Origin of the sequence: Duganella fentianensis, assembly GCF_009857835.1 — a bacterium.
Classification (GTDB): Bacteria; Pseudomonadota; Gammaproteobacteria; order Burkholderiales; family Burkholderiaceae_D; genus Rugamonas; species Rugamonas fentianensis.
Map to the genome: position 1 here is coordinate 864949 of NZ_WWCL01000002.1, position 23862 is coordinate 888810.

At 59.4% G+C, this 23862-nt stretch carries 15 protein-coding genes and 4 tRNA genes; 14 read left to right on the forward strand and 5 right to left on the reverse strand.

Features of this window, described 5'->3' with window-relative positions; genetic code table 11:
- Positions 1-28: 28 nt before the first annotated feature.
- Together hpnD and hpnC are read right to left on the reverse strand one after the other, a co-directional pair.
- Complete coding sequence (hpnD, locus tag GTP23_RS11645) at positions 29-862, reverse strand: presqualene diphosphate synthase HpnD (protein ID WP_161035272.1); 834 nt, start codon at positions 860-862, stop codon at positions 29-31.
- Positions 863-927: 65 nt separating this feature from the next.
- Positions 928-1770, reverse strand: a complete 843-nt coding sequence (gene hpnC / locus GTP23_RS11650) for a squalene synthase HpnC (RefSeq protein WP_161035273.1) — start codon at positions 1768-1770, stop codon at positions 928-930.
- Between the two features lie 156 nt (positions 1771-1926).
- Here hpnC and GTP23_RS11655 point away from each other — a divergent pair, with 156 nt between their 5' ends.
- The 12 genes from GTP23_RS11655 to GTP23_RS11710 all read left to right on the forward strand — a co-directional run bounded on the left by GTP23_RS11655 (position 1927) and on the right by GTP23_RS11710 (position 15982).
- Positions 1927-3066 (forward strand): efflux RND transporter periplasmic adaptor subunit, encoded by a 1140-nt coding sequence (locus GTP23_RS11655; RefSeq protein ID WP_161035274.1) that lies wholly within the window; start codon positions 1927-1929, stop codon positions 3064-3066.
- Positions 3063-6155, forward strand: a complete 3093-nt coding sequence (locus GTP23_RS11660; RefSeq protein WP_161035275.1) for an efflux RND transporter permease subunit — start codon at positions 3063-3065, stop codon at positions 6153-6155. The genes GTP23_RS11655 and GTP23_RS11660 overlap by 4 nt, the downstream gene beginning before the upstream one ends.
- A gap of 230 nt (positions 6156-6385) precedes the next feature.
- A tRNA-Leu gene (locus GTP23_RS11665) sits at positions 6386-6472 on the forward strand.
- Positions 6473-6504: 32 nt separating this feature from the next.
- Positions 6505-7845, forward strand: a complete 1341-nt coding sequence (tig, locus tag GTP23_RS11670) for a trigger factor (protein ID WP_161035276.1) — start codon at positions 6505-6507, stop codon at positions 7843-7845.
- Positions 7846-7919: 74 nt separating this feature from the next.
- Positions 7920-8537 (forward strand): ATP-dependent Clp endopeptidase proteolytic subunit ClpP, encoded by a 618-nt coding sequence (gene clpP / locus GTP23_RS11675; RefSeq protein ID WP_371865907.1) that lies wholly within the window; start codon positions 7920-7922, stop codon positions 8535-8537.
- A gap of 173 nt (positions 8538-8710) precedes the next feature.
- Positions 8711-9979, forward strand: a complete 1269-nt coding sequence (clpX, locus tag GTP23_RS11680) for an ATP-dependent Clp protease ATP-binding subunit ClpX (protein WP_155435927.1) — start codon at positions 8711-8713, stop codon at positions 9977-9979.
- A 287-nt stretch (positions 9980-10266) separates the two neighbouring features.
- Entirely contained in the window at positions 10267-12678 is a 2412-nt protein-coding gene (gene lon / locus GTP23_RS11685) for an endopeptidase La (protein ID WP_161035277.1), read from the forward strand.
- 232 nt (positions 12679-12910) lie between these two features.
- Positions 12911-13183, forward strand: coding sequence for a non-specific DNA-binding protein Hbs (hbs, locus tag GTP23_RS11690; RefSeq protein WP_155435929.1), 273 nt, complete (start codon positions 12911-12913; stop codon positions 13181-13183).
- 50 nt (positions 13184-13233) lie between these two features.
- Positions 13234-13309 (forward strand) — tRNA-Val (locus GTP23_RS11695).
- Between the two features lie 67 nt (positions 13310-13376).
- Positions 13377-13453: transfer RNA gene (locus GTP23_RS11700), tRNA-Asp, on the forward strand.
- A 22-nt stretch (positions 13454-13475) separates the two neighbouring features.
- Positions 13476-13552, forward strand: a tRNA-Asp gene (locus GTP23_RS11705).
- A 519-nt stretch (positions 13553-14071) separates the two neighbouring features.
- On the forward strand, positions 14072-15982 hold the full coding sequence (locus GTP23_RS11710; RefSeq protein ID WP_161035278.1) for a SurA N-terminal domain-containing protein: 1911 nt from the start codon (positions 14072-14074) through the stop codon (positions 15980-15982).
- A gap of 159 nt (positions 15983-16141) precedes the next feature.
- On the opposite strand, the gene mnmH is transcribed toward GTP23_RS11710, so the two are convergent.
- Together mnmH and GTP23_RS11720 are read right to left on the reverse strand one after the other, a co-directional pair.
- A complete protein-coding gene (gene mnmH, locus GTP23_RS11715) occupies positions 16142-17200 on the reverse strand; it encodes a tRNA 2-selenouridine(34) synthase MnmH (protein ID WP_161035279.1) in 1059 nt (352 codons plus the stop codon).
- On the reverse strand, positions 17197-17790 hold the full coding sequence (locus GTP23_RS11720; protein WP_161035604.1) for an arylesterase: 594 nt from the start codon (positions 17788-17790) through the stop codon (positions 17197-17199). Before GTP23_RS11720 ends, mnmH begins: the two co-directional genes overlap by 4 nt.
- 79 nt (positions 17791-17869) lie before the next feature.
- On the opposite strand from GTP23_RS11720, the gene GTP23_RS11725 reads away from it, so the two are divergent.
- Positions 17870-18610 (forward strand): ABC transporter ATP-binding protein, encoded by a 741-nt coding sequence (locus GTP23_RS11725; protein ID WP_161035280.1) that lies wholly within the window; start codon positions 17870-17872, stop codon positions 18608-18610.
- Here the strand turns inward: GTP23_RS11725 and GTP23_RS11730 are convergent.
- Complete coding sequence (locus GTP23_RS11730) at positions 18607-20112, reverse strand: NAD(P)H-hydrate dehydratase (protein WP_161035281.1); 1506 nt, start codon at positions 20110-20112, stop codon at positions 18607-18609. The two genes, GTP23_RS11725 and GTP23_RS11730, sit on opposite strands and share 4 nt — an antisense overlap.
- Before the next feature lie 98 nt (positions 20113-20210).
- Here GTP23_RS11730 and GTP23_RS11735 point away from each other — a divergent pair, with 98 nt between their 5' ends.
- The gene (locus GTP23_RS11735) at positions 20211-23822 is read left to right on the forward strand and encodes a hydantoinase B/oxoprolinase family protein (RefSeq protein WP_161035282.1); all 3612 of its coding nucleotides are present in this window, start codon (positions 20211-20213) and stop codon (positions 23820-23822) included.
- The last annotated feature ends 40 nt before the right edge of the window (positions 23823-23862 follow it).

The window sequence follows — 23862 nt, forward strand, 5'->3', positions numbered from 1 at the left end:
GCCGCTGCCGCGCTGTTCCACTACGGGCTTAACCACGGATGTAAGTCTTCCACGCCAGCCACAGCTTGCGGATAGGGGTGAGCGAGATGCGCTGGGTCAGCACGTGGTAGCCGTCGGCTTCCACTTCCGTCAGCAGGGTGCGGTAGATGGCGGCCATCATCAGGCCGGGACGCTGGGCGCGCCGGTCTTCCCTGGGCAGCAGGGCATAAGCTTCATCGTAGGCGGCCTGGGCGCGGGCAGTCTGGAAGGCCATCAGCTGTTCGAATTTCTCGCTGTGGCGTGCGTTGAGCAGGTCGGCCGCAGTGACGTTGAACTGCTGTAATTCGTTGATGGGCAGGTAGATGCGGCCTTTGCGCGCATCTTCACCCACGTCGCGAATGATGTTGGTGAGCTGGAAAGCGTGGCCCAGCTTCTCGGCATAGCGCAGGGTTTCCGGCCGGGTGGCGCCGAAGATGCTGGCCGACAGGATGCCCACCACGCTGGCCACATGCCAGCAGTATTTGCTGAGTGCGGCGTAATCGAGGTAGCGGGTCTGGTTCAGATCCATTTCCATGCCGTCGATGATGGCCTGCAGATGTTCCTGTTTGAGGTCGTACTGGGCCAGGTGGGGCTGCAGCGCCTGCGTGACCGGATGGCTTTGCTGGCCCGCATACATATTGGCGATTTCCTTGCGCCACCAGGCCAGCTTGATGCGGGCTACCGATTCATCCGTGCAGTCATCCACGGTGTCATCTACCTCGCGGCAGAACGCATACAGGGCAGTGATGGCGCGACGACGTTCCGGCGGCAGGAACAGAAAGCTGTAGTAGAAACTGGAGCCGCTTTGTGCGGTCTTTTGCTGGCAGTAGTCGTCGGGAGACATGGATAAAAAAGCAAGAATGACTTGGAAGCCGCTATTCTATCGGTTATGGACTGGCCTGTGGGGCTTCAGGCCAGTCCGTACATCAGGCGCATCTGCTTTTTCATGCGCACGGCCGCCCAGAAGATGCGCAGCCAGTCACGCTTGCCCAGCTTGGGGCGGTGCAGGAAGATATCGTATTCGGCCGCTTCGATGGCGTCGAGGATGTGCAGGCCGCCCTGTACCACCATGCGCAGTTCGAAACCGATGCGGCCTTTCAGGCGCAGCGCCAGCGGCGCGCCGCTCAGCATCAGGGCACGGGCCCGTTCCACTTCGAACTTCATCATCGAGCGCCAGCGTGGCCGCGCACTCGGATGGTCCAGTGCCGCTGGCGAAATGGCATAGCGGTTCAGGTCTTCCAGCGGAATGTAGATACGTTCCTTGTGCAGATCGATGGCCACATCCTGCAGGAAATTGATCAGCTGCAGGGCGGTGCAGATGGCATCGGAGTCGCGTACGTTTTCCTCATCGGCGGCGCCATACAGGTGCAGCATCAGATAGCCTACCGGATTAGCTGAGCGCGAGCAGTAGTCGAGCAGGGCGTCATAGGTCTGGTAGCGACTGACCAGCACATCCTGCTTGAAGGCAGACAGCAGCTCGTAGAAAGGTTTGATCGGCAGTTCATGGCGGCGGATGGCGGCGGCCAGGCGGGCAAACATGGATTCGCTGCTATCGCCCCCGGCATCGATGCGGGCCAGTTCGGCCTCGTAAGCGTTCAGATCGGCCAGCCGCTGCTCGGGCGTGGCCTCACCTTCATCGGCCAGATCGTCGGCACTGCGGGCAAAGGCATAGATGGCTTCAACCGCAGGCCTTAGCCGGCCAGGCAACAAAATTGAGGCAACGGGAAAATTTTCGTAGTGGTCAACCGACATAAAAGCAAAGCCTAAAAGCAGATTTTAAAATTAATGACGCCAAAGTCATTTGCAAACGGATGGGCTCGGCTTATAATAAATTAACGGAAAGTCATTAATTTCCAAATCGTAATCTTAGTGCCATCTACACTCTAGGGCAAGCTAAAGGAAGAAACCGTGACCGACTTCACCAGACAGCAGCAGATCTACCCCCTCACTATTGTAGCTTTTGCGGTCGCCTTGCTGGCAGGCTGCTCCAAACCCGTCGAGAAGACGGAAGAAGTGCGTCCTGTGCGTGCCGTGGTGCTGGCCGCCAGTGATGTGGCTGTGGATGCCGAATTCTCCGGCGAAGTACGGGCCCGAGTAGAGTCCCGCCTCGGTTTCCGCGTGGGCGGCAAGATTGTCGCGCGCAAGGTTGATGTAGGTACAGTGGTGAAAAAAGGCCAGGTGCTGATGCAGCTGGACCCGCAGGATTTGCAGCTGGCCCAGGCTCAGGCGCTGGCGGGGCTGCGTTCGGCGGAAACCAATCGCGATCTGGCCCAGGCGGAACTCAAACGCTATCAGGAATTGCGTGCCAAAAACTTCGTCAGCGCTGCCGTGCTCGATGCCAAGGATGCCGGTTTCAAGGCCGCGCAGGCCAATGTCGATGCGGCACATGCGGCCTATCGCGGCCAGTCGAATCAGGCAGGCTATAGCGCGCTGGTGGCCGATATCGATGGCGTGGTGACGGCGGTGGATGCGGAAGTCGGGCAGGTGGTGGCGGCTGGTACGCCCGTGGTGCGGGTGGCCAAACAGGGCGAGAAGGAAGTCGTGATCGGCCTGCCGGAAGACAAGGTAGATAGTCTGCGCCGCGTGTCCGATGTGCAGATCCGCCTGTGGGCCGATCCGCAGCGCACGGTGCCGGGCAAGATCCGCGAGATTTCGCCGGTGGCCGATGCGGCCACCCGTACTTATACCGTCAAGGTCACCATCCCCGATACGCTGGACGACGCCAAACTGGGCATGACGGCCGTGGTGCAGTTCAATGCCAAGACGGCAGCGCCGCAGATCAAGGTGCCGCTGACGGCACTGTTCTATGAAAAATCGGCGACCTCGGTCTGGCTGGTGGAACGCAATGCCGTCAAGCTGGTGCCGGTGATGGTGGGCGGCGCCGTCGGCAACGACATCGTGCTGTCCAGCGGCGTCAAGGCTGGCCAGACGGTGGTCACGGCCGGCGTCAATCTGCTCAAGCCGGGCCAGCAGGTGCGGATACTGGGTCAGGATATGCCGGCCGCCGCCAGCGCCAGTGCAGCGGCGCAAGCAGGGAGTGCTAAATGAAGGGCGGCTTCAATCTTTCCCGCTGGGCGCTCGAACATATTCCGCTGACGCGTTACCTGATCGCCGTGCTGCTGATAGGCGGCATGCTCAGCTACAGCAATCTGGGGCAGGATGAAGACCCGCCGTTCACCTTCCGCATGATGGTGGTGCGGGCCATCTGGCCGGGCGCCACTTCGCTGCAGATGGCCGAGCAGGTGACGGACAAGCTGGAGAAAAAGCTGCAGGAAACGCCGGACATTGATGAAATCACCAGCTATTCCAAGCCGGGCGAAACCACCATCATGCTGAAACTGCGCGAATCGGCACCGCCCAAAGAGGTGGCGCAAGCGTGGTATCAGGTGCGCAAGAAGATAGGCGATATCCGCGGCACTTTGCCGGGCGGCGTGCAGGGGCCGTTCTTCAACGATGAATTCGGTGATACCTATGGTTCCATCTTCGCCCTGTCCGGCGACGGCTATACCTATGCCGAAATGAAGGACTATGCCGACTTCGTGCGCCAGCAGCTGCTGGGCGTGAAGCTGGTTTCCAAGGTCGAACTGTTCGGCGTGCAGGACGAGAAAATCAATATCGAGTTCTCGCACCATAAATTCGCCCAGCTCGGTGTGCCTATCGAGGTGATCGCCAACCAGATTGCCACCCAGAATGCGGTGGAAGCCAGCGGCGTGCTGGTGACGCCGACCGATAATCTGCAGGTGCGCGTGACGGGGGCGCTCAGAACGCTGAAAGATCTGGAAAATCTGGAGCTGCGCGCCAACGGCACCACCTTCCGGCTCGGCGATTTTGCTACCATCAAGCGCCAGTATCAGGACCCGCCCGGCAATACCATGCGCTACAACGGCAAGGCTGTCATCGGCCTGGGTGTATCGATGGAAAAGGGCGGCAATATCATTGTGCTGGGCAAGAATATGGAAGCCAGAGTGGCAGCACTGAAAGCCAAGCTGCCTGTTGGTATCGAACTCGAGCGCGTGTCCAATCAGCCGGAAGCCGTCAAAGCGTCGGTGGGCGAGTTCGTCCATACACTGATCGAAGCCGTGCTGATCGTGCTGGCCGTGAGCTTTGTGGCACTCGGTCTGCATAGCAAACCGTTCCGTCTTGATGCGCGGCCCGGTCTGGTGGTGGCGCTGACCATTCCGCTGGTGCTGTCCGTGACTTTCCTGTGCATGCGCATGCTCGACATCGATCTGCACAAGATTTCACTGGGCGCCCTGATTATCGCGCTGGGCCTGCTGGTGGACGACGCCATCATCGCTGTCGAGATGATGGTGCGTAAGATGGAAGAGGGCATGTCGCGCTTCGATGCGGCTACCTATGCCTACACGTCCACGGCGATTCCCATGCTCACCGGCACCCTGATTACGGTGGCCGGTTTCCTGCCTATCGGTCTGGCCAAGTCGGCTGCGGGCGAGTACACCTTCTCGCTGTTCTCCGTGAACGCGCTGGCGCTGGTGATTTCCTGGGTGGTGGCCGTGGTGTTCACGCCCTACATCGGTTATGTGCTGCTGAAAGTTAAACCGCATGCGGCCGGCGACCACGGCCACGAACTGTTCGATACACCGGGTTTCCGTCGCTTCCGCGCCATGGTCAACTGGTGCGTGGAATTCCGCAAGACCACCATCGTCGCGTCCATGCTGATCTTTGCGCTGGGCGTGTATGGCTTCAAATTCATCGAGAAACAATTCTTCCCGGATTCCAGCCGTCCCGAGCTGATGGTGGAGATGTGGATGCCGGAAGGTACGACCTATGCCGCCAATGAAGCCCAGGTGAAGAAGTTCGAGGCCTTTATCCGCCAGCAGGACGGGGTGATCAGCTACACCAGCTATGTGGGCACGGGTAGTCCGCGTTTCTATCTGCCGCTGGACCAGATTTTCCCGCAGTCGAATGTGTCGCAGATCGTGGTGCTGCCCAAGGATCTGCAGGCGCGCTCGGCCCTGCGTGAGAAAATTGTCGACGTGTTCAAGCACGATTTCCCCGAGGTGCGCGGCCGTGTCAAGCTGCTGCCTAACGGCCCGCCTGTGCCATATCCCGTGCAGTTCCGCGTTACGGGCGGCGAAGTGGCCAAGGTGCGCGCGATTGCCGATCAGGTCAAAGACATCATGCGCGCCAACCCGAATACGGTGGGTGTCAACGATAACTGGAACGAGTCCATCAAGGTGCTGCGCCTCGATCTGGATCAGGACCGTATGCGGGCACTGGGCGTGAGTTCGCAGACGGTGATGCGGGCGGCCAATACCGTACTGTCCGGTACCACCATCGGTCAATTCCGCGAGGACATCAAGTTGATCGATATCCAGATTCGCCAGCCAGTGGAAGAGCGCAACAGTATTACGGTATTGAACAATACGAATATTCCTACTGCCAGCGGCAAATCGGTGGCACTGAGCCAGCTGGCCCGTGCCCATTTCGTCTGGGAACCGGGGGTGGTGTGGCGCGAAGGGCGGGAATGGGCGATCACCGTGCAGTCCGACGTGAGCGACAACATCCAGGGGCCTACCGTGTCCAGCCAGATCGAGCCTAAACTCAAGGCGCTGCGCGAGCAGCTGCCGGCCGGCTATGACATCCGCGTCAAAGGTGCGGCGGCGGATAGCGGTTCGGCCGAAGCATCGATTTCCGCCAATCTGCCGCTGGCCATCTTCATCATCTTTACCTTGCTGATGCTGCAGCTGCACAGTTTCTCGCGCGCCTTGCTGGTGTTCCTGACGGGGCCGCTCGGCGTGGCCGGAGCCGCCATGGCCTTGCTGTTGCTGGGGCGTCCGCTGGGCTTCGTGGCCAATCTGGGCATCATCGCGCTGTTCGGCATGATTATCCGTAACTCGGTGATTCTGGTAGACCAGATCGAGCAGGATATCGCCGGCGGTGCCGAGCCCTGGGATGCAGTGGTGGAATCGGCGGTGCGGCGCTGCCGTCCTATCATACTGACGGCGGCTGCCGCGGCGCTGGCCATGATTCCCTTGTCGCGTTCCGTGTTCTGGGGACCTATGGCCGTGGCCATCATGGGCGGCCTGATACTGGCGACGGCGCTGACGCTGCTGTTCCTGCCGGCGCTGTATGCAGCCTGGTTCCGTGTCAAAAAGCCCCAAAGAGTGGCCTGAACAGGCTAAAAACAGCCCGGTTTTGCCTATGAAATATGCAAAACCGGGCCGAATTGCAATAGAAACCCGGTGGAATGTTGGTGAGCTAATAAAAATCACCACATTCCGCCGAAAAACCCGTTAGAATACCGCGTTGAAGTTGAAAGCTCCTGCGGATTACTACCGGTCACGCAGGAAAAGGGCGACCGTTTTCACTTACGGGTCGCCCTTTGCTTTTGTGCAAACAAGCCGCGAGGATGGCGAAATTGGTAGACGCACCAGGTTTAGGTCCTGACGCCAGCAATGGTGTGGGGGTTCGAGTCCCCCTCCTCGCACCAACAGTATTACTATTTTTTTGGACGATTTTTACATGGCAACTGCAGTCGAAACCTTGGGCAAACTTGAACGTCGTATCACGATCTCCTTCCCGCTGACCGAGGTCCGCGCTGAAGTTGAGAAGCGCCTGAAAGTGCAAGCCAAAACGGCTAAAGCACCGGGCTTCCGTCCAGGTAAAGTGCCGCTGAAAATGGTCGCCGCACAATACGGTTATCAGATCGAAACCGAAGTGCTGAACGATAAAGTTGGCCGTGCGTTCAACGACGCCGCTAACGAAGCCCAGCTGCGCGTTGCTGGCTACCCGCGCATCGAACCGAAAGAAGGTTCGGCAGAAGGCATCCTGAGCTTCGACGCTACCTTCGAAGTGTACCCGGAAGTCGTGATCGGCGATCTGACCACCGTAGAAATCGAAACCGTGAAAGCGGCCGTATCGGAAGTCGAAATCGACAAGACCATCGACATCCTGCGCAAACAGCGCGTGCACTTCCACACCAAAGGCGAAGCTGGCGAACACGGCGACGGCGGCGAGGCAATTGCTGCCAACGGCGACCGCGTGACCGTAGACTTCGTTGGTTCGATCGACGGCGTGGAATTCCCGGGCGGTAAAGCGGACGACTACGCTTTCGTACTGGGCGAAGGCCGCATGCTGCCAGAATTCGAAGCCGCTACCGTCGGCCTGAAAGTGGGCGAAGCCAAGACCTTCCCACTGGCTTTCCCAGAGGACTACCATGGTAAAGACGTGGCCGGTAAAACCGCTTCGTTCACCATCACCCTGAAAAAACTGGAATGGGCCCACCTGCCGGAAGTGGACGCCGAGTTCGCTAAATCGCTGGGCGTAGCCGATGGCGACGTGGCTAAAATGCGCGAAGACATCAAAGTCAATCTGGAACGCGAAGTGGCTGGCCGTGTGAAAGCACGCAACAAGGAAGCCGTGATGGAAGCGCTGGTGAAAACCGCCACCCTGGACGTGCCAGAAGTGCTGATCGCGCAGGACACCGAGCGTCTGGCTGAAATGACCCGTCAGGACATGGCGCAACGCGGCATGAACGTGAAAGACGTACCATTCCCACCAGAACTGTTCAAAGACAAAGCCGAACGTCGCGTACGTCTGGGCCTGATCCTGTCGCAACTGGTGAACGAAAACAATCTGCAAGCCCAGCCTGAACAGGTGAAAGCCCAGGTTGAAGATTTCGCCCAGAGCTACGAAGATCCGCGCGAAGTGCTGAAGTACTACTACAGCGACCGTCGTCGTCTGGCTGAAGTCGAAGCCCTTGTATTGGAAGAAAACGTCGTCAACTACGTACTGGGCCTGTCGAAAACCTCGTCCAAGGAAGTAGCCTTTGACGAACTGATGGGAAGCAACGCTCAAGCGTAATACAGAAAAAGCCGGATGCGGTAAGATGCCAACTCCGGCTTTATGCTGCTTCACAAGGAAATAGAATGACTGGTATGAACCGTAATCCAGCGCTGGACACTGAAATGCTCGGCCTCGTGCCTATGGTGGTCGAACAAAGCGGTCGCGGCGAGCGTTCGTATGACATTTACTCGCGCCTGCTGAAGGAACGGGTCATTTTCATGGTCGGCCCTGTGCACGACCAGATGGCCAACCTGATTGTCGCCCAGATGCTGTTCCTGGAAAGCGAAAATCCGGACAAGGACATCTCGCTCTACATCAATTCTCCTGGCGGCTCGGTGTCGGCCGGTCTGGCGATTTTTGATACCATGCAGTTCATCAAGCCTGATGTTTCGACGCTGTGCACCGGCATGGCTGCCTCCATGGGCGCCTTCCTGCTGGCCGCTGGCGCCAAGGGCAAGCGTTTCTCGCTGCCTAACTCGCGTATCATGATCCACCAGCCTTCGGGTGGCTCGCAGGGCATGGCTTCGGATATCGAAATCCAGGCCAAGGAAATCCTGTATTTGCGTCACCGTCTGAATTCGATCATGGCGGAACGTACGGGTCAAACCGTGGAACAGATCGCCAAAGACACGGATCGTGACCGTTTCATGTCGGCGGAAGAAGCGGTAGAGTACGGCTTGATCGACAAGATGTTGACCAACCGGGCTTGATGCATCCAGTACCGTATTGCTAAAGAGACGCCCGGGCGATCCATCGTTCGGGCGTTTCGTTTTTATTTCAGGTAGCATGTCAGGTAGATGTATAGTGTTGGGGAAGTTAAATTAAGGTTTAGGCAACTTCACCAGCGACTACGCATCCTACTGTAACTCTTAGATAAAGCCCCATGTCAGACAAAAAAACCTCCAGCGGCGAAAAATTACTGTACTGCTCGTTTTGCGGCAAAAGTCAGCACGAGGTAAAGAAACTCATCGCCGGCCCATCGGTCTTCATCTGCGATGAGTGCATCGATCTGTGCAATGACATCATTCGTGATGAAACCTCGGCCATCGAGTCCGTCACGGGCGCCAAGTCGGATCTGCCGACGCCATCCGAAATCAAGGATCTGCTCGACCAGTACGTGATCGGCCAGCAGACTGCCAAGCGCATCCTGTCGGTAGCGGTGTACAACCACTACAAACGCCTCAAGCATCTGGGCAAGAAAGACGACATCGAACTGGCCAAGAGCAACATCCTGCTGGTCGGCCCTACCGGCTCCGGCAAGACCCTGCTGGCGCAGACGCTGGCGCGCATGCTCAACGTGCCGTTCGTGATCGCCGACGCGACCACCCTGACCGAAGCCGGTTACGTGGGTGAGGACGTGGAAAACATCATTCAGAAGCTGCTGCAAAGCTGCAACTATGACGTCGAGAAAGCCCAGCGCGGCATCGTCTACATCGACGAGATCGACAAGATTTCGCGTAAATCGGACAACCCTTCGATTACCCGCGACGTGTCGGGCGAAGGTGTGCAGCAGGCGCTGCTGAAGCTGATCGAAGGCACCATGGCTTCGGTGCCACCGCAAGGCGGCCGCAAGCACCCGAATCAGGATTTCGTGCAGATCGATACCACCAACATCATGTTCATCTGCGGTGGCGCATTCGATGGCCTGGCCAAGGTGATTTCCGAACGTTCGGAAAAATCCGGCATCGGCTTCTCGGCTACCGTGAAGAGCAAGGAAGAGCGTAGCGCTTCCGACGTGCTGCAGGAAGCGGAACCGGAAGATCTGATCAAGTTCGGCCTGATCCCTGAACTGGTGGGCCGTCTGCCGGTTGTGGCCACGCTGGCCGAGCTGACGGAAGAAGCGCTGATCCAGATTCTGGTCGAGCCTAAGAACGCACTGGTTAAGCAGTACGCCAAGCTGCTCGACATGGAAGGCGCGGAACTGGAAGTGCGTCCGGCCGCTCTGCATGCGATCGCCAAGAAAGCCCTGGCCCGCAAGACGGGTGCGCGCGGCCTGCGTTCGATACTCGAACATGCGCTGCTCGACACCATGTACGAATTGCCGAATGAAAGCAATGTGACCAAAGTAGTGATCGATGAAAATACGATTACCAGCGGCGCGAAACCATTGCTGATTTATGAAGAAGCTGCTAAAGCCTCTGGTGAGAATTAATTAACTTGTGCACACTTGCCGCGCACTTCGACAAATTTCATTTCGCATCTGCGGGGCAAGGCGGTACAATTTGACTCAATAAGAGTAAGCAGGCTTCAAACGGAAAGCCACTCGTGACAGCATCGTTTGTCACGCGTGGCTTTTTTATTTACGTGCTGTTTATCACTCTTAGAGTTTTATCGTTATTCGGAAATATTCTTTGTATATAAGAACAAATTGACGATGACGGTCTTGTGATCTGGATCTTCGCGCCCACATCATAAACACGCTTTCACATAAGGTACGCCATGACAACTTCCAAATTAACTGAGCAAACTCAACTGCCGTTATTGCCGTTGCGGGACGTTGTAGTTTTCCCGCATATGGTGATACCGCTGTTCGTAGGACGCCCAAAATCGATTAAGGCGCTGGAAGCCGCAATGGAGCAAGGCAAGAGCATCATGCTTGCCGCCCAAAAAGCCGCTGCCAAGGACGAACCTTCTGCTTCCGATATTTATGAAATCGGCTGCGTGGCCAATATTCTGCAAATGCTGAAACTGCCGGACGGTACCGTCAAGGTGCTGGTGGAAGGCGCTCAGCGTGCACGCATCAACCGCATTACTGATACGCCGGCCCACTTCGTGGCCGATCTGACGCCGCTCGATTCCGAGCAGGGCGACGATTCGGAAATCGAAGCGATGCGCCGCGCCATCGTTCAGCAGTTTGACCAGTACGTCAAACTCAACAAGAAAATCCCACCGGAAATCCTCGCTTCGCTGTCGGGCATCGACGATGCCGGCCGCCTGGCTGATACGGTGGCTGCCCATCTGCCGCTCAAGCTCGAGCAGAAACAGGTGATCCTGGAAATCTTCAGCGTGACCAAGCGTCTGGAACATCTGCTGGGCCAGCTCGAAGGCGAGCTCGATATTCTGCAGGTGGAGAAGCGTATCCGTGGCCGCGTCAAGCGCCAGATGGAGAAATCGCAGCGCGAGTACTACCTGAACGAGCAGGTCAAAGCCATCCAGAAAGAACTGGGCGAGGGCGAAGACGGCGCCGATCTGGATGAGCTGGAAAAGAAAGTCGCCGCTGCCAAGATGCCGAAAGAGGCACTGGACAAGGCCAATGCCGAGCTGAAGAAACTCAAGCTGATGTCGCCCATGTCGGCCGAAGCGACGGTGGTGCGCAACTACATCGATACGCTGGTCAGCCTGCCATGGAAGAAAAAGTCCAAGGTCAACAACGATCTGTCCAATGCTGAAAAAGTGCTGGAAGGCGACCACTACGGTCTGGAAAAAGTCAAAGAACGTATCCTGGAATATCTGGCAGTACAGCAGCGCGTGGACAAGCTGAAAGCGCCTATCCTGTGCTTCGTCGGTCCTCCGGGCGTGGGTAAAACTTCGCTGGGCCAGTCGATTGCCCGCGCTACCAACCGCAAGTTCGTGCGTATGGCACTGGGCGGCGTGCGTGACGAAGCCGAGATCCGCGGTCACCGCCGTACCTATATCGGCTCGATGCCGGGCAAGGTGCTGCAATCGCTGGCCAAGGTCGGTGTGCGCAACCCGCTGTTCCTGCTCGACGAAATCGACAAGATGGGTGCGGACTTCCGTGGCGATCCTTCCTCGGCGCTGCTGGAAGTGCTCGATCCGGAACAGAACCATACCTTCTCGGACCACTACATCGAAGTCGATTTCGATCTGTCCGATGTGATGTTCGTCGCGACTTCGAACTCGTACAACATCCCGCCGGCACTGCTGGACCGTATGGAAGTGATCCGCCTGTCCGGCTACACGGAAGACGAGAAGACCAGCATTGCCCAGCGCTATCTGCTGCCGAAACAGATCAAGAACAATGGTCTGAAAGAGGACGAGATTTCCGTGGCCGAATCGGCTCTGCGCGACATCATCCGCTACTACACGCGGGAAGCCGGTGTGCGTTCGCTCGAGCGTGAAGTGTCGAAGATCTGCCGCAAGGTGGTGAAGATGCTGCTGCTGAAGAAATCCGACAAGAAGATTGCCGTCACCTCGAAAAATCTGGATAAATTCCTCGGTGTGCGCCGCTACGATTTCGGCGTGGCCGAGAAAGATAACCAGATCGGTCAGGTGGTGGGTCTGGCCTGGACGGAAGTGGGTGGCGATCTGCTGACCATCGAGGCCGTGTCGATGCCGGGCAAGGGTGGCGTGATACGCACCGGTACACTGGGCGACGTGATGAAGGAGTCGATCGAAGCGGCGCGTACGGTGGTGCGCAGCCGTGCCCAGCGCCTCGGCATCAAGAACGAAGTGTTCGAGAAGAGCGACATCCACATCCACGTGCCGGAAGGTGCGACGCCGAAAGACGGCCCATCCGCTGGTGCTGCGATGACGGTGGCCATGGTGTCGGTCTTCACCGGCATCCCGGTGCGTGCTGACGTGGCCATGACGGGCGAGATTACGCTGCGCGGCGAAGTGCTGCCTATCGGTGGTCTGAAAGAAAAACTGCTGGCGGCCCAGCGCGGCGGCATCAAGACCGTGCTGATCCCCGAGCAGAACGTCAAGGATCTGGCCGACATTCCGGACAACGTGAAGAACAAGCTGGAAATCGTGCCGGTCCGCTGGATCGATAAAGTGCTGGAAATCGCGCTTGAACGTCTGCCTGAACCGCTGACGGAAACGGCGCCGGTCGAAGCGGTGGCCGCTGCTGCCGCGAAATCGGACGGCCAGACGGAAGTGGTGAAGCACTAATCAGCCGAAGACCATTCATCGGGCAAATAGCGATTAATTCTCGCTAACGCCACAAACGGGCACTTTTATAGTGCCCGTTTGTTATTTTGAGGGGTATTTCTATAGTGCAGTCCTTGACACAAGTGCAGGCTGGCTTGTTTAATACGGCCTGAGATTTTTCCAGACCTGCAAGATGCAGTTAAATGCATGCTCGCGGGCTAAAACGATATAACCTTTGTGACGGGGAATTGCTTTGAATAAGACTGAATTGATCGACCATATCGCAGCGACCGCTGATATTTCGAAAGCGGCTGCGGCTCGCGCACTGGACGCGGTGATCGATGGCGTAACCACCACCCTGCAAAAGAACGACAGCGTCACCCTGGTCGGCTTTGGCACCTTCTCGGTGAGCGAGCGTGCTGCCCGTACCGGCCGCAATCCACGCACCAAAGAAGAGATCACCATCGAAGCAGCAAAAGTTCCTAAATTTAAAGCTGGTAAAGCTTTGAAAGATGCTGTAAACTAACGGACTTCGGTGAGCAGCAGATGTTAGCTAGCTCACCAAAGCGCGAAATTGGGCGGTTAGCTCAGTTGGTAGAGCGGAGCCCTTACAAGGCTTAGGTCGGGAGTTCGAGCCTCTCACCGCCCACCAGTTTTGCGGTAGTAGTAAGAAGTAGCAAGCAGTAAAAAGTAGTTAGTAGTACCTAGTGTGTTTTGCTGGAGCGGTAGTTCAGTTGGTTAGAATACCGGCCTGTCACGCCGGGGGTCGCGGGTTCGAGTCCCGTCCGCTCCGCCAACAAAACCACAGTACTCGTATAGGAGCGGTAGTTCAGTTGGTTAGAATACCGGCCTGTCACGCCGGGGGTCGCGGGTTCGAGTCCCGTCCGCTCCGCCAAGAACAAGATACCCCGTAGCTAATAATTAGCTACGGGGTTTTTCTTTTTGCGCGTCCGATTATTCATTTTCCGGATTTTTATTCATGCGCAAATGAAAATTAACTTATCGTATCGTGCGCAGGCTTTTATTAGCTCCCTTGTAAGATGTTTGAACGTCAACCACTTTTATAGTTATGCATGGTTAACAGGTCGCGCTAGGGGATTTTATAAAATCGTTATTGAGGCGGTTTTGTAACGCGCATTGTTGGCCAGGGCTGGAACTGCCCGGTAGTAGTTTTGAATTGGATATTTTTTATTCATTTCATGTAACGGTCGCCAGCAGCGGGGTGGTGCAAGCGAACTGGAGGGCTGGTTCTGGAGGGCGTTTCGTTTTGGTGCCGTTGCAATGTGTCTGTTTTGCCAAGGATTTACACTTGCTATAGAGGGGGCTGCACTGTAAAATCGGCCAACTGGAATCGGCGAACGCGAGTTCGCCTTTTTTGTATGTGCAAGTCCCACTCAATCCGAATTGGCAGACCATGTTTGAATTTATTCGTACCCATCAACGCCTGATGCAGATTTTCCTGGCGATTATCATCGTGCCGTCGTTTGCTTTCGTCGGCATCGGTAGTTATAAGAGCTTCGGCGACGACGCCAATACGATCGCCAAAATCGATGGCAAGCCGCTGACCCAGCAGGAATTTGATAATGCCGTGCGTAACCAGCTGGACAATTACCGCCAGCGTCTGGGCGCCCAGTTCGACCAGAAAATGTTCGATACGCCCGAGTTCAAGCAGAATCTGCTGGACCAGCTGATCGCCGAGCGTGCCATTGCTGCCGAAGTCGTGCGTTCGCACCTGACCGTGAGCGATACGCTGCTGCAGCGCGTGATCAAGGAACAGTTCGGTGGCGAAGGCGCTTTCGACATGGAACGTTATAAATCGATACTGGCGGCACAGGGCATGACGCCCAGCATGTACGACCAGCGTCTGCGCCGCGACCTGACCCTGCAGCAGCTGGGTAACGCCATTCAGGCCACCGGCTTCGCGCCGCGTGCCGTGGCCAAAACCCTGTCCGATATCGGCGCGCAGGAGCGTGAAGTGCAGGAACTGCTGCTGCCAGTGGCGGATTTCGTGCCACAGGTCAAAGTGACCGACGACATGGTCAAGGCCTTCTACGACAAGAACGCCAAATTCTTCGAAGTACCTGAGCAGGCCAAGATCGAATACGTGGTCTTCAATAGCGACTCGGTGCTGAGCCAGATCAGCGTCACCGATGCAGACGTAGCTGCCTACTACAATGCCAACCAGGCTGGCTTCACCACGCCGGAAAGCCGCCGTGCTGCCCACGTGCTGGTGGCTGTGAAAAAAGGCGCTAGTGCTGCCGAAGTCGCTGCTGCCAAAGCCAAGGCGGAAGCCATCGTGGCCGAACTGCGCAAAGCGCCGGCCGACTTCGCTAAAGTGGCCAAGACCAAATCGGATGATGCCGTATCGGCCGAGCAGGGCGGTGACCTCGATATCGTGACCAAAGGTGCGCTGCCAGCACCAGTGGAAGCGGCTGTGATGAAGCTCAAGCAGGGCGAAATCAGCGATGCTGTGCAGTCGGAATACGGTTTCCACGTATTGACCGTGACCGCGCTGAAACCTGCGGTGGTAAAACCGCTGGACGAAGTAAAAACCGAAGTGGCCGCCGTGCTGAAGAAGCAGAAAGCTGCCAAGAAGTATTCGGAAATGGCCGAGACCTTCTCGAACACCGTGTACGAACAGGCTGACAGCCTGAAGCCTGTGGCTGACAAGCTGGGCCTGAAAATTGAAACGGCCGTCAACGTGAGTCGTACACCGGGCCCTGCAGCTGGCGCTGCACCCTACAACAACGCCAAGTTCCTGACTGCACTGTTCTCGAACGAATCGATCAGCAGCAAGCGCAATACGGAAGCGGTGGAGACTGCACCGAGCACCCTGGTGGCCGGCCGTATCGTCGAATTCAAACCAGCGACCAAGCGTCCGCTGGCCGAAGTCGATGCCGCCATCCGTCAGCGCGTGACGATGGAAGAAGCTGCCAAGCTGGCTGCCAAATCGGGTGCCGACAAGCTTGCCGCCTTCAAGAAATCGGGCGATGCAGCCGGCTTCGCTGGCGCCAAGCTGGTATCGCGTTCCAAGCCTGAAGGCATCAATGGTCTGGCCATGCAGGAAATCATGAAGGCTGATACCACCAAGCTGCCAGCCTATGTGGGCGTGGACGTGCCGGGCATGGGTTATGGCGTGTACCGTATCAGCAAAGTACAGCAGCCAGCCGTACAGGATGAAGAGCGTCGCAAGGCAGAAGCCGAGCAGATCAACAACATCGTGGCGCAACAGGAAATGCACGACTACATCGAATTGCTGAAGCAGAAGGCCAAGGTCAAGATCCTCAAGCCTATCGCCACGGCGACGGTGGTGGAAGTCAAGTAAGCGCGATCACTGGCTGGTGCAGACTGGCCAGTATCCGGTGCTAAAATCAGGTGATAAAGAAAAAGCCGGCAATGCCGGCTTTTTCTATTTGAGCGCTTTGTCCGGTCTACATTTCCGGCAGAGCGCGAAGAGCGCCTTGGCTGGCTGCCAATATGTATCTCAGGATAGTTCGATCAGCTTGCGCGCACCGGTGGCGAAACTGGCAGCATCGATCGCGTCCAGTTTTAACTCCTGCGCCTGTTCATAGCGCACGAAGTTGCGGTCTATGGAGCGTAGATAGGCCGGATCGTAGTGCTCGGCCAGCAGCTCTTCCACCAGTGCGGCCATTTCGCCACTGCTGGCCATTTGCTGCCAGCGTTTGATGCGTTCGTGGCCATGCAGCGGCGTCAGATACGCAAGCTGTTCGTTGAGTGCAGCGGCATCGCTGGTGTAGTGCTGGTAGTCCTCCATCAGCAGGCGCACGCGGTCGGCGCGGCTCAGCGTCATGGCGATGCAATCGGAACCGCGCATGCGCTCCATCAGCGCAGCAGGGACGCGCAGATTGCCTACCTTCTTGCTCTCTGATTCCACAAACACGGGGCGGGCAGAGTCGAAGCGGCGCAAGGCATTCCAGATCGCCGTCTCGAACGCTTTCTGGCTGGGCTGCGGCTGGCTAGGCAGGCCGCCCAGTACCGAGCCACGGTGGGCCGCCAGCTGCTCCAGATCGAGCACCTGCGCACCCTGACCGGCCAATACCTCCAGCATGCGGCTCTTGCCGCTGCCGGTAGTGCCGCAGATGACTTTGAAAGCGAATTGCGGGGGCTGTTCCAGCTCCGCATTGACGTGCGCGCGGAAGGCCTTGTAGCCGCCGTCCAGCTGCACCACGGGCCAGCCTATCTTGGCCAGTATGTGCGCCATGGCGCCGCTACGGTTGCCGCCGCGCCAGCAGTAGACCAGCGGACGCCATTCGCGTGGCTGCTCGATCCACAGCGTTTCAATGTGCTGGGCGATATTCTTCGCCACCAGCGCTGCACCCAGCTTCTTGGCTTCAAACGAGCCTACCTGCTTGTACATGGTGCCCACCGTGATGCGCTGGGCGTCGTCGAGCACGGGCGCGTTGATGGCGCCCGGCAGATGGTCGATCACATATTCGCAAGGGCTGCGCGCATCGATGATGGCATCGAACTGCTCGAGCTGGGGGAGGACCTGCTCCAGCTTTAGAACTTCGGGGTATTTCATTTGGCTCTGATGGACTTCTGCAGGGTAGGCCAGATATTGGCAAGTATGACGGGATGGGCGCTGGCCAGCGGATGCAGGCGGTCAGGCTGGAACAGCTCGGGCTTGTCGGCCACGCCTTCCAGCATAAAGGGCACCAGTGGGGCCTGGATCTGCTTGGCCAGCGTGCCATACATGGCATAGAAACGCTCGGCATAATCACGGCCGTAATTCGGCGGCATGCGCATGCCGATCAGTAGCACGCGCGCGTCGGCCTTGCGAGCTGCGCTGCTCATGGCCAGCAGATTGGCTTCTGCTGCGGCGACGGGTAGGCCGCGCAGGCCGTCATTGGCGCCCAGCTCGATGACCACTAGCGCAGGTTTGTACTTTTCCAGCAGCGCCGGCAGGCGGCTGCGGCCACCGCTGGTGGTCTCGCCACTGACGCTGGCGTTGACGATGGTGGCTTCGATTTTCTGGCTGCGCAGCTTTTCGTCGGCCAGAGCCACCCAGCCCGTGCCGCGCGCCAGCCCGTACTCGGCCGATAAACTATCGCCCAGCACCAGAACGGTTTTTGGTGCAGAATAGGCGCTGCCCGAGGCGGTGGCCAGCGCCATCACCAACGCTATGGTCAACCACTGTGTACAACGGCGAGGTATGGTGTTCAACCCCGATAAACGAATTAAGCTTTCAAGCATGCCTGATTTTCCTGAACGTTCTGCCCGACTGGATACTACGACGGTCCATAATGCCACAAACGCTGCGCTGCCAGCCCATGGAGCCATAGAAGTACGCAGCCTCGCCAAGCGCGTGGCTGATGCCAGCGGCGAGCTGACCATACTTCATCCCCTCGATTTTACCGTGCAAAAGGCCGAGACGCTTGCGATAGTGGGGGCTTCCGGCTCCGGCAAGTCCACTTTGCTGGGGCTGCTGGCGGGGCTGGATACGCCCAGCGCAGGTACGGTACTGATCGACGGCGTGGATATCTATGGGCTCGACGAGGACGGGCGCGCCCTGCTACGCAAGGAGAGGCTGGGCTTTGTGTTCCAGTCCTTCCAGCTGCTGTCCCACCTGACGGCGCTGGAAAACGTCATGCTGCCGCTGGAGCTGCGCGGCATCGCCAATGCCAGAGCGCGGGCCGAGGCCATGCTGGAGCGCGTCGGGCTGGCCAGCCGTCTGCGCCACTATCCGAAATACCTGTCCGGTGGCGAGCAGCAGCGCGTGGCGCTGGCGCGGGCCTTCGTCACCGAGCCCCCCTTGCTGTTTGCCGACGAACCTACCGGCAGTCTGGATGCGGCCACGGGAGAATCCGTGATCGCGCTGATGTTCGAACTGAATCGCCAGCATGGTTCGACGCTGGTACTGGTCACCCACGACCAGAGCATGGCGGCGCGCTGCGACCGCACCCTGACGATTGCGGCGGGACGGCTGGTCTAGATAGCGTGGTGTGCCACCATGCGGTTGATGGCCGTACGTATGGCCGGTATCAGCTCGCTGGCCGTCAGGCCGATGGCGTTGCCGCTTTCCGTCACCAGTACGTCGGCAGCCATGCCGTGCAGCCAGACGGCTGCCAGTGCGGCCTGCCATTGCGGCCAGCCTTGCGCCAGCAGGCTGCCGCATAGACCGGCCAGCACGTCGCCCGTGCCTGCCGTAGCCAGCGCCGCATTGCCGGTGCTGTTGATGACAGCATCGCCCGCCGGGGTGGCGATCACCGTGCCCGAACCTTTGAGGATCACGACGGACTGATAGCGTGCCGCCAGCTGGCGCGCCGAGTGTATCCGGTCGGCCTGTATCTCGCCTATGCTCACGCCTGCCAGACGGGCTGCCTCGAGCGGATGCGGAGTCAGTACGGCCGCTTGCGTGCGTGCGCACAGCGCCTGCTGCAGCGCGCCATCGGCCGCCAGCAGATTCAGCGCGTCGGCGTCGAGCAGCAGCGGCGTATCGGCAGCGATGGCTTGCGCCAGCAGCTGGCGGGCATGGGCCGAACTGCCCAGCCCCGGTCCGGCAACCACCGTGGCACTGGCATAATCGTAGCCTGCCGCGGCGCTGCACATCAGCTCTGGCTGGCCTGCATCATAGGGCAGGGGCGTGCCCGCAAACAGGGCGTACACCCGTCCGGCCCCCGCGTGCAGCGCCATGCGTGCTGCCAGTAGCGGTGCGCCGCACATGCCTTCTGCACCGCCGATCACCGCGACGTTGCCGTAACTGCCTTTGTGGCTGTTCTGGCGCCGGTTGCGCAGGTGGCGGGCGAAGTAGGCCACGTCATTCAGATGCAGGCGCGCGGGCGGCACCAGCGTGCAATCGATATCGAGTCTGGCCACATCGACCAGCCCGGCATAGTCGCGGCCATCGGCCGTATGCAGGCCGGGCTTGTTGGCGATGAAGGTCAGGGTGTGGCTGGCGCGCAGTGCGATGCCCTGCGGCCCGACTATCTGCCCCGTATCGGCATCCAGGCCGCTAGGTACATCGAGTGCCAGTATCTGGCAGCGCAGCGTATTCACCTGTTCCACCAGCTGGCGGATGGCGCCGGCCAGCGGCCGTTGCAGGCCGATGCCGAATAATCCGTCAATCACCAGCGACCATGGCTGGCTGCCCACCAGTTCCGCCGTATAGTCGGCAAACAGGGCGTCACAGGACAGCGCCCGCTGTAGCGCGGCCTGGCGCTCGGGCGAACTATCGCCAGGCGGTGCGTAGTGGATCACGCTGACGCGGGCGCCGGCAAATGCCAGATGGGCGGCAGCCTCCAGTGCATCGCCGCCGTTGTTGCCAGGGCCGGCCAGTACCAGCACGCGCGCACCTGAGGCGGCAACGGGCAGCAGGTCCAGCGCAGCATTGGCAGCGGCCTGACCGGCCCGTTGCATCAGTACGCCGGGTGGCAGGGTGGCAGCGGCAGCCTGCTCGATGGCGCGGATTTCGGCGACGGTATAGAGTGGATTCATGCTGCAATTCTAGCATCGAAATTATGTGTTTCCGGCCTCGCACGGGAGCTGCGGGTGCTACTACAATAGGCGCTTATTTTCATCGTCGTGAGGCAGGTATGGATTGGCAGTTCTGGATAGATCGTGGCGGTACGTTTACGGACATCGTGGCGAAGATGCCGGATAACCGTCTGCGCACCCTGAAGCTGCTGTCGGAGAATCCTGAACATTATGCCGATGCTGCCGTGGCCGGCATACGCCAGCTGATGGGTGTCGCTGCGGGCCAGGACGTGCCGGTCGGGCAGATCGCCGCCGTCAAGATGGGCACCACGGTCGCTACCAACGCGCTGCTGGAACGCAAGGGCGAGCCTACCGCACTGGCGATTACGCGCGGCTTCGGCGATGCCTTGCGCATCGCCTACCAGAACCGTCCGCGCCTGTTCGACCGCCACATCGTGCTGCCCGAACTGCTGTACCAGCGCGTGATCGAGATCGACGAACGCATGGGCGCCCATGGCGAGACGGTGCAGGCGCTTGATCTGGTACAGGCCAGAGCAGGGCTGCAGGCGGCCTTTGACGAAGGCCTGCGTACACTGGCCATCGTTTTCATGCACGGCTACCGCTATACCGAGCACGAGGCGCAGGTGGCAGCACTGGCGCGCGAGATCGGTTTTAGCCAGATCTCAGTATCGCATCAGGTCAGCCCCATGATGAAGCTGGTGGCGCGCGGCGATACCACGGTGGTCGACGCCTATCTGTCGCCAATACTGCGGCGCTATGTCGATCTGGTGGCGCAGCAGCTCCCCGGCGTGAACCTGCAGTTCATGCAGTCGAACGGCGGCCTGACGGATGCGCGGGCCTTTCAGGGCAAGGACAGCATATTGAGTGGCCCGGCCGGCGGCATCGTCGGCATGGTCCGGGCCAGCCAGCTAGCCGGTTTCGATAAGGTCATCGGCTTCGATATGGGCGGCACTTCGACTGACGTGTCGCATTTTTCCGGCGAGTTCGAGCGCGTGTTCGAGACGCAGGTGGCCGGTGTGCGCATGCGCGCGCCCATGATGAGCATCCATACGGTGGCCGCCGGCGGTGGCTCCATTCTGCATTTTGATGGCAGCCGCTATCGGGTAGGCCCCGACAGTGCCGGTGCCAATCCGGGGCCGGCCAGCTACCGGCGTGGCGGCCCGCTGGCGGTAACGGACTGCAACGTCATGCTGGGCAAGATACAGCCACGCTTTTTCCCCCATCTGTTTGGCGCCGATGGCAAGCAGGCGCTCGATACGGCGGCCGTACGCGCCCGCTTTGCCGCCATGGCGGAGGAGATTGCCACTGCAACGGGGCGCGCAACCAGCGCCGAGCAGGTGGCGGAAGGCTTCCTCGATATCGCAGTGGGCAATATGGCCAATGCCATCAAACAGATTTCGGTGCAGCGCGGTCATGACGTCACGGAATATGTGCTGACCAGCTTTGGCGGTGCCGGCGGCCAGCATGCCTGTCTGGTAGCCGATGCGCTGGGCATGAAGACGGTGTTCGTGCATGCGCTGGCCGGCGTGATGTCGGCCTACGGCATGGGACTGGCCGACCAGAGCGCGATGCGCGAAGCGGCAGTGGAAATCAGGCTGGCGCAGGAGGCACTGGAGCCGGTGGCACAGCGTCTCGAGCAGCTGGGGGCGCTGGCCACGGCCGATCTGCAGGCACAGGGTGTGGCGCCGGAGCGTATCAGCCTGATGCGCCGCGTGCACCTGCGCTACGAAGGAACGGACAGTGCGCTGATCGTGCTGTTTGATACGCTGGACAGCATGCAGGCCCAGTTTGAAGCGGCCTACCGCAAGCGCTATTCCTTCCTGATGCCGGCCCGTGGCCTGATCGTCGAAGCCGTATCGGTGGAAGCCATAGGCAAATCCGACGCCCCTGGCGAAACTGTGGAGCCGGCACCGCGCCGCATGACCGGCCTGCTGCCGCAAGCCGTGGTGCCCATGTACACGGGCGGCAAATGGCGCCAGACCAGCCTGTATTCGCGCGAACATACCCGCATCGGTGATCTGATCAAAGGACCGGCCATCATCGCCGAGCAGAACTCCACCACCATCGTGGAAGCGGGCTGGCAGGCCGAAGTCACGCCGCACGATCATCTGGTGCTGCGCCGTATCGCGGCGCTGCCCGAACGGCGCGCGATCGGTACCAGCGCTGACCCCGTGATGCTGGAAATCTTCAACAATCTGTTCATGTCCATCGCCGAGCAGATGGGTTTGCGGCTGCAGAATACGGCCTATTCGGTCAACATCAAGGAGCGGCTGGACTTCAGCTGCGCCATCTTCGATGCCGACGGCAACCTGATCGCCAATGCACCGCATATGCCTGTGCATCTGGGTTCCATGGGCGAGAGCATCAAGACCGTGATGCGGGAAAACGCAGGCCGCATGCAGGCCGGCGATGTGTACATGCTCAACGATCCCTACAACGGCGGCACCCATCTGCCTGACGTCACGGTGATTACGCCGGTGTTCGATGAAGCGGGCAGCACGCTGCTGTTCTATGTTGGATCACGTGGCCACCATGCCGACATAGGCGGCACCACGCCCGGCTCCATGCCGCCCGATTCGCGCGTGATCGAGGACGAGGGTGTGCTGATCAATAACTTCAAGCTGGTTGATGGCGCGGCCGGTGGCCGTTTGCGCGAAGCAGAAACCCGTGCGCTGCTGGCTGCGGCGCGCCATCCGGCCCGCAATCCCGACCAGAACATGGCCGATCTGCGCGCGCAGGTGGCGGCCAACCAGAAGGGCGTTGAAGAATTGCGCAAGATGGTGGCCCACTTCGGGCTGGAAGTGGTACAGGCCTATATGGGTCACGTGCAGGACAATGCCGAGGAAGCCGTGCGGCGCGTGATCAGCGCACTGCAGGATGGCAGTTACACGCTGGAACTGGACAACGGCGCGCGCATACAGGTGGCGATCCGCGTTAATCAGGCCGAGCGCAGCGCCGAAATCGACTTTGCCGGCACCTCGGCGCAGCTGGACAACAACTTCAATGCGCCTTCCGCCGTCTGTATGGCGGCCGTGCTGTATGTGTTCCGCACCCTGGTCAATGACGACATTCCCCTTAACGCTGGCTGTCTGAAGCCGCTCAAGGTCAGCATACCGGCCGGTTCCATGCTCAATCCCCACTATCCGGCCTCGGTGGTGTCGGGCAATGTGGAGACCTCGACCTGCATCACCAATGCGCTGTATGGCGCACTGGGCGTGATGGCCGCTGCGCAGGGCACCATGAATAATTTCACCTTCGGTAACGCGCGCTACCAGTATTACGAAACCATCAGCGGCGGTTCCGGTGCGGGCCCCGGCTTCGACGGCACCAGCGTAGTCCAGACCAATATGACCAATTCGCGCCTGACTGATCCCGAGATACTGGAATTCCGTTTCCCCGTGCGGCTGGAGAGCTACACCATACGGCGCGGCAGCGGCGGAGCAGGGCGCTGGCATGGCGGCGATGGCGGGGTACGCAAAGTGCGCTTCCTCGAAGCCATGACGGCAGCCATCCTGTCGAATAACCGCGTGTATGCGCCGTTCGGCATGGCGGGGGGCAGCGCCGGTGCCTGCGGCCTGAATAGCGTGGTGCGGGCCGACGGCAGGGTGGAACACTTGCCGCACATCGGCAAAGCCGATATGCAGGCCGGTGATATGTTTGTGATCGAAACGCCGGGCGGCGGCGGTTATGGTGCCGCCGCCAGCGAGTAGCCAGAGCCGGTCGCAATTCGGGCCGGCGCTGCGCTACCCC